Here is a 375-nt window from a genome sequence, read left to right on the forward strand (position 1 = left end):
CGCTCCACCACCTCCGCGAAGATCGTGGTGGCGGGCGGCTTCGGCGTGGGCAAGACCACGTTCGTCGGCGCGGTCTCCGAGATCAACCCCCTGCGCACCGAAGCCGTCATGACGTCCGCCTCCGCGGGCATCGACGACCTCACCCACACCGGCGACAAGACCACCACCACCGTCGCCATGGACTTCGGCCGCATCACCCTCGACCAGGACCTCATCCTGTACCTCTTCGGTACGCCGGGACAGGACCGCTTCTGGTTCATGTGGGACGACCTCGTCCGCGGCGCCATCGGCGCCGTCGTCCTCGTCGACACCCGCCGACTCGCCGACTGCTTCCCCGCCGTCGACTACTTCGAGAACTCCGGCCTCCCCTTCGTC

1 protein-coding gene is annotated in these 375 nt (G+C 68.3%); it reads left to right on the forward strand.

The window, feature by feature from the left end; translation table 11 throughout:
- Positions 1-375 (forward strand): ATP/GTP-binding protein (locus IF43_RS0135740; RefSeq protein ID WP_030211278.1); only part of this gene is annotated, 375 nt, incomplete at both ends.

The sequence above is a fragment of the Streptomyces sp. NRRL S-87 genome (assembly GCF_000719335.1).
Classification (GTDB): Bacteria; Actinomycetota; Actinomycetes; order Streptomycetales; family Streptomycetaceae; genus Streptomyces.